The following is a 6,199-nucleotide window of genomic DNA, read 5'->3' as shown; positions in this document are numbered from 1 at the left end:
GTACCCAGACCCGGGGTCGAACCGGGATGGATTTTACTCCACTGGTGTTTGAGACCAGCGCGTCTACCGATTCCGCCATCTGGGCATTCCGTTGAATTGCGGTGCAAAGATAGACAAATCTTTTGAAATTACAAAGGATATGAATAAAAAAGTGAAAAAAAAATTGTCTAACACTATTTAGAAGCGTATCGAGTGGTTTATTCAAAATAATCTGCTATCTTAGCATAAACTTTTAAAGCCACCCTGATTATCATGAACAACAACTACTATTGTATCATTATGGCCGGAGGAATGGGAAGACGGTTTTGGCCGTACAGCAGGAAAAATCTGCCCAAACAATTCTTGGATTTCTTCGGAACAGGCCAAACTTTATTGCAACAGACATTCGACCGTTACAAACAAATCATTCCACCGACAAACATTTACATTACAACACACAAAGATTACAAGCAGCTGGTGTGCGAATTACTTCCGGAGCTTCCAGAAGAACAGTTGATTGTAGAAGAAGAAAGGCGCAACACAGCCCCTTCCATTGCATACGCTTCGCACATCATCCAGCAAGTTAACCCGAACGCGACTATCGTGGTAGCACCTTCGGACCATCTTATTCTGAAGTTTGAAGAATTTAAAGAAGCCATCTTGAAAGGATTGGACTTTGCATCGAAGAACGATATTCTGGTAACATTGGGCATCAAACCCAATCGTCCGGATACAGGATACGGTTATATCCAGATAGATGAAGAGAAAGAAGGAGATTTCTATAAAGTAAAGACTTTCATCGAAAAACCTGCACGGGAGTTTGCCGAAATATTCATCCAAAGTGACGAGTTTTATTGGAACTCCGGCATTTTCGTATGGCACGTCAATACGATTCTGAAAGCTTTCCATGAAATCATGGCAGAAATATGTCCGCGCGTTGAATGTGACAAACCAGACTTTACCTCCTGCCCCAACATTTCCATTGATTACAGCATTATGGAAAAAGCCAACAACGTATACGTACAACTATGTGACTTCGGCTGGGCAGATTTAGGTACATGGGAATCTTTGTATGATGCATCTCCCAAAGACACCCACCAGAATGTCATCATTCATAGTAACACCTTATTATATAATTGCAAGGACAACATTATTTCCATACCAGAAGGGCAATTGGCCGTTATTCAAGGTCTGGAAGGTTATTTGGTTGCCGCAAGCGACAATGCATTGCTCATTTGCAAGAAAGATGACCAAGATGCCATGCGCAAATTTATCAACGATGTAGAAATGAAATTCGGGGAGAAATACTCCTGAATTCCACTCACCACAGATTACACAGACTATAAAAAGGAATTATCCTACCATGTGTGTGTAATCTGTGATGGGCAAAAAAGCATCAATACTCGAAAGTAATGCCAATAGTAGGAAGCAAGGTTCCACTTTCCTGTTTGATGGACTTCATCACATAACGCTGTTCGGCAAGTGGAGCAGAAGGATTTTCTATTTCCCCGGTGCTCATCAAGACATCGGGCTGGCGCAGCTTACTTGCCGTTATATTCTGAATATCAAGATAAATGCCAAACATACATTTCTTCCAATAAAACATCTTGTCGACCCGAACATCCAATTGGCCAAAAGCAGGAAGACGCCCTGTATTATACCGGCTGTAATCATAATACGCCTTGCCTTGTGCATTCCAAGCCGTTACTAACGATGATTTCTCCACATCATAAGGTGTATAAGGCGACCCTCCTATACAACATACTTTCATACTCACGCTCCATTGTTTAGGGAAATTATATGTCCCGCTCACATTGAATATAAACCGATTATCCCATGCCGAAGGCACATAAGTATCTTGATTGTTTTTACGGAACTCGCTTTTAAATACAGTGAGCGAAGAAGACAAGTTCAAACGCTGGACAAGCAACCATTTAAACATCACCTCTACACCATACGAACGTCCTTCAGCATCTGAAACAAGAGTCTCATTTCCAATAACCCCGTAATCATTTCCCTTACACGACAAAGGGATACCATCGGCTACAGACAATGGCATGTCCTTATACAATTTATAAAATCCTTCTGCCGACACTTCCACCGTCTCATTCGGATGCCAAGTCAGTCCGGCACTGGTCTGCGATACCGAAGTATAATCCAAATGACGATTTGCATATCGGCCATACTCATCCTTGAAGCCCAATGCTGTATATTGCGGGAGCTGGTAATACAGTCCCGTATGCCCGCTTAAAAACAAGCCCTCTGCCAGTCTCCATGATACAGACAAGCGTGGAGACAGCTGCCGGTCCAGTTTCTTCATCTTATCACTATAATTATTGGCATCGGCACGCACACCCAACGAAGCCGTAAAACGCTCGTCGGGAGCCGTATAGTCCATAGAAGCATATACTCCCCAACGGAATATCCCCAAATCGGTACGATAATCGTACAAATGTGCAGCATCGGTAAAAACCTGTTGATAGGTCGTATTAGTATATTGCAAATAACTCAGCTCTACTCCGGCGTTCAGCTTCCACACATTCCATCGTGACGTGTTTTCCAACCGGAACCGGGTTTCCTGCTCTACCGAGCGCAAACGTAACATCAGATTATCTTCACTGCTCTCATCATTGTCCCGGTATTTTAAATTTCGGTTGTTCAGGTAGCTATGGCTCAAAGTCACCGACTGAACGTGGGGACCGGCATAATGCCGATACACCCCTCCTACGGTATAAGTCTCCTGCTCTATCTTAGGCAAATAGCTCAAGAGATATTCGGCATCCTCCCCATTGATGTCCAAGTTCAACCTCATCCGGTCTATACCGCCCAAGCCTAAGACTGTAAGTTCATTATGAGCATCGAACCGGGTTTTCAACTTGAAAGAAGCATCTGTATATGCCGGAAGAAAAGGTAAGCCCAATAGTTTGAACAACATCTGTAAATACGACTGGCGCACCGACACTACATACGAAGTCTTGTCGCCCCAATGCCCGTTAGAAGTCAGTGAAACTTCCGAAGCTCCCAACGTTGCCTTTACAGAATTATGCTCCATATCCCCATCACGCAAACGAAAATCAAGCACCGAACTCAAGGCATTTCCCCGATTTGCCGGAAAAGCGCCACTATAAAACTTTACATTCCGTATCAGATCCGCATCAATCAAACCCACAGGGCCACCCGATGCCCCTTGCGTACTGAAATGATTGATATTGGGTATTTCTATCCCATCCAAAAAGAAACGGTTTTCCGAAGGACCTCCTCCACGTACAATCAAGTCATTACGGTACCCAACAGGCGAAAACGCTACTCCCGGATAATTCTGTACCACACGTGATATGTCACGGTTGGCGCCAGGAGCCTTTTCTATTTCCTGCATACCGATTACCCGCAAGCTGACCGGACTCTCAGCCACCCGTTGAAAAGGGGAAGCCGTAACGGTCACCTCGGAAAGCTGTGCACCTTCTTTTTCCATCTCGATCCAGATATGAGGTGTACGATGATTTACCCGATATTCAGCTGTTACGATTGTCTTATACCCTAACATGGAAGCCTGAAGGGAATAAATACCCGGCGGCACTTCTCCGATAATAAAATGTCCGTCGGCATCGGTTGCTGCACCGACACCCACACCCATAACCAGCACATTGACAAACTCCAACGGCTCACGTGTATCCCGGTCTATTACAGTTCCTTCAATCTTATACCTTGGCGATTGTGCGAAAATCATGCACCCAAGTGCTGCCAACAGGATACTGATATAAATCCTTTTTATCATAAAAGAAAAAATCTATCAACACAAAAAAGCCATCCTTCAGGGGATGGCTTTTTATGCTATATTATATAAGTAGGAGGGGGATTTTATCAAGCATTGCCTTCCCAGGCTTCATGTATAGCAGCGGCTATCTTCTTAAATTCCTCATCGCTCAGCTGCAACTTCGGATTAGAGAACAACATGTCTTTTTCACTTCGCATCGGAATCAGATGAATATGTGCATGAGGTACTTCCAACCCCAATACAGCTTCGCCGACCTTACGGCAAGGAAAGACTTTCTGGATGGCCAATGCCACATGCTTGGCAAATACATGCATCGCCGCCAGCTCTTCGTCTTCCAAATCAAAGATGTAATCTACTTCCCGTTTCGGGACAACCAATGTATGTCCCTTTACCATCGGGTTAATGTCGAGGAAAGCATAAAAGCGGTCATCTTCTGCCACTTTATAGCTGGGGATTTCTCCCGCAATGATTTTACTGAATATTGTTGCCATACCTTTATATATAATAAAAGTAAGGCAAACCTGCGCGCTTACGCAAGCCTGCCTTACCGTTAAAATGAAATTCCTGTTACTTCCAGACTGATTTTCCCCTGTGGAATGGTTATTTCAGCCACATCACCCACTTTCTTGCCCAGCAAGCCTTGTGCAATCGGTGTATTGACCGAAATCTTTCCCTGCTTCAGGTTGGCTTCTGTTTCCGATACGATAGTGTATGCCATTTTCATACCTGTCTTGACATTCTTCAGTTCCACACGGCTCAGAATCTGCACAGTATCCGCCTTCAGTTTCGATGTGTCAATGATTTTAGCATCGCCGATAGTAGCCTTCAACTGATTGATTTTCATTTCCAGCATAGCCTGAGCCTCTTTTGCTGCATCATATTCAGCATTTTCCGACAAGTCTCCTTTATCACGTGCCTCGGCAATAGCCGCCACCACTTTAGGGCGTTCCACTGCTTCCAGATGTTTCAATTCGGCCACCAGTTTCTGATAACCTTCTTCTGACATATAAGCCATAATGTTTTCCTCCTTTAATTTTTCGTTTATATTCTTACTTATAAAACAAAAAAGAATTCCGATACATAATTACGTATCGGAACCCTTCCTATGTTGATTTGCGACAAAGGTAAATCTTTTTATAATACCAGTCAAGTGTTGGAGCACTGTATTTTCACATGCTTTGCAACATGTTATAATAATTTCTTAATCTCCGCGTCCAAATCAGTATCAGCTCCTACCCTCAAACTCAACTCGTTGCTCCGGTTGACCAGGAAACTTGCCGGCAACTGGGATACTCCATACAGACGAAGAAACGTTGAATACGGACCTTGAGGGTCACGCACGCAAATCCATGGCAAATTATCTGCTGCTGTTTTCCAGAAATGCTCATCAGTATCCAGCGAAATCTGATAAATCTCCAGCCCTTGCTCCTTATACTTATTATATACTTCGCGCAACAATAAATTACGTGCACCCGACTCGGATGCTCCATACACCGTGAAGTCGATTAGCACCACTTTGCCTTTCAGGTCGGTCAAGTGATGCAGGTTCCCATTCTCATCACGCAAGGGAATGTCAATAATCGAGGTTTCCTCCACCTTGTCCATCGGAATCTCCAAGGGTTTCACTTGCGGCGCACGTGTATTCTTCATCCCTTTTATTACCATGTTATACAGGTTGCGCGAACGGTCGGCATGAGGATACATATTGTTCATGCTCGTAGCTACCGCCGCAAAGCATTTTACATCCTCCTTACTGGTAAGCGGATCGAAAATCATATACCCGTTCAATTCCTGGAACAAAGCGAAATAAGCGTATGACTTGTTAGGCCCGGCAAAAATATACTTGTGCTTCACCGTATCCTTATAGGCCGTCACAATCTTCTGTATACTGTCTTGGGCTATGCCGATGGGCAGTCCCGACCGCGCCACGCGGTTGACACGCTCCTGCAAGCAAGCCTGAAGCAATACCAGCTCCTTTATCTTGGTATTGTTTTCCGAACCTTCTATCTCATATCCTGTAGCAAAATTGCCCAAACCGGCATGCACTTTCACCGCTTCGGTAGAATCAACGGCAAAATTAATCACCTTGTTATCAATGCGCAAACGATAGTAATCGGGAGCATCCGGACGAGCAACGGAGAAGCTGAACCCTCCTTCTTCATCCAGTTTGATAGAATCAAGCGGAACGATGCGTTCCAGTCCGGTCTGTTCCAAATACAACATTTTGTCGGCCGCGTCGGTTATTTCACCTTCAACGGTAAAAGCAGGCTCGTTGTTGCAGGCGGTAATGCCTGCCAACAACAGAGCTGCGGCGATATAAGCATTTCTTTTCATTCTAAAAACCTGTTTTACTTCGGAGTGCAAAGATACGGCTTTTCATGGTTTCACAAAGCTTTTCGAAAAAGTTCTTGTACGAAAAAAAGAACTTTAACGCACGAAAGGCTT

The 6,199-nt window shown here is 44.2% G+C and carries 5 protein-coding genes and 1 tRNA gene; 1 reads left to right on the top strand and 5 read right to left on the bottom strand.

Features of this window, described 5'->3' with window-relative positions:
- Window position 1 precedes the first annotated feature (1 nt).
- Window positions 2-85, bottom strand: a tRNA-Leu gene (locus tag B5F71_RS10570).
- Window positions 86-249: 164 nt separating this feature from the next.
- Between B5F71_RS10570 and B5F71_RS10565 the strand changes: the two genes are divergently transcribed.
- Window positions 250-1,293, top strand: coding sequence for a mannose-1-phosphate guanylyltransferase (locus tag B5F71_RS10565; protein WP_087210028.1), 1,044 nt, complete (start codon window positions 250-252; stop codon window positions 1,291-1,293).
- Window positions 1,294-1,375: 82 nt separating this feature from the next.
- On the opposite strand, the gene B5F71_RS10560 is transcribed toward B5F71_RS10565, so the two are convergent.
- From B5F71_RS10560 to B5F71_RS10545, 4 genes are all read right to left on the bottom strand, one after another.
- On the bottom strand, window positions 1,376-3,706 hold the full coding sequence (locus B5F71_RS10560) for a TonB-dependent receptor (protein ID WP_241148591.1): 2,331 nt from the start codon (window positions 3,704-3,706) through the stop codon (window positions 1,376-1,378).
- Window positions 3,707-3,840: 134 nt separating this feature from the next.
- A complete protein-coding gene (locus tag B5F71_RS10555; protein ID WP_087210021.1) occupies window positions 3,841-4,245 on the bottom strand; it encodes an HIT family protein in 405 nt (134 codons plus the stop codon).
- A gap of 59 nt (window positions 4,246-4,304) precedes the next feature.
- Window positions 4,305-4,769, bottom strand: a complete 465-nt coding sequence (greA, locus tag B5F71_RS10550; RefSeq protein ID WP_022039826.1) for a transcription elongation factor GreA — start codon at window positions 4,767-4,769, stop codon at window positions 4,305-4,307.
- Window positions 4,770-4,942: 173 nt separating this feature from the next.
- Window positions 4,943-6,088 carry a TlpA disulfide reductase family protein gene (locus B5F71_RS10545; RefSeq protein WP_087210018.1) on the bottom strand — a complete coding sequence of 382 codons (1,146 nt, stop codon included), beginning with the start codon at window positions 6,086-6,088 and terminating at the stop codon, window positions 4,943-4,945.
- Window positions 6,089-6,199 lie beyond the last annotated feature (111 nt).

The sequence above is a fragment of the Bacteroides sp. An269 genome, assembly GCF_002159755.1.
Classification (GTDB): domain Bacteria; phylum Bacteroidota; class Bacteroidia; order Bacteroidales; family Bacteroidaceae; genus Phocaeicola; species Phocaeicola intestinalis.
The sequence above is the reverse complement of the archived record's forward strand: the minus strand, read 5'-3'. Positions and strand labels throughout refer to the sequence as shown.

Coding starts and splice junctions, on each gene's coding strand:
- B5F71_RS10560 (WP_241148591.1), bottom strand. CDS start 3,706: ATGATTTTCGCACAATCGCCAAGGTATAAGATTGAAGGAACTGTAATA.
- B5F71_RS10555 (WP_087210021.1), bottom strand. CDS start 4,245: ATGGCAACAATATTCAGTAAAATCATTGCGGGAGAAATCCCCAGCTAT.
- greA (WP_022039826.1), bottom strand. CDS start 4,769: ATGGCTTATATGTCAGAAGAAGGTTATCAGAAACTGGTGGCCGAATTG.
- B5F71_RS10545 (WP_087210018.1), bottom strand. CDS start 6,088: ATGAAAAGAAATGCTTATATCGCCGCAGCTCTGTTGTTGGCAGGCATT.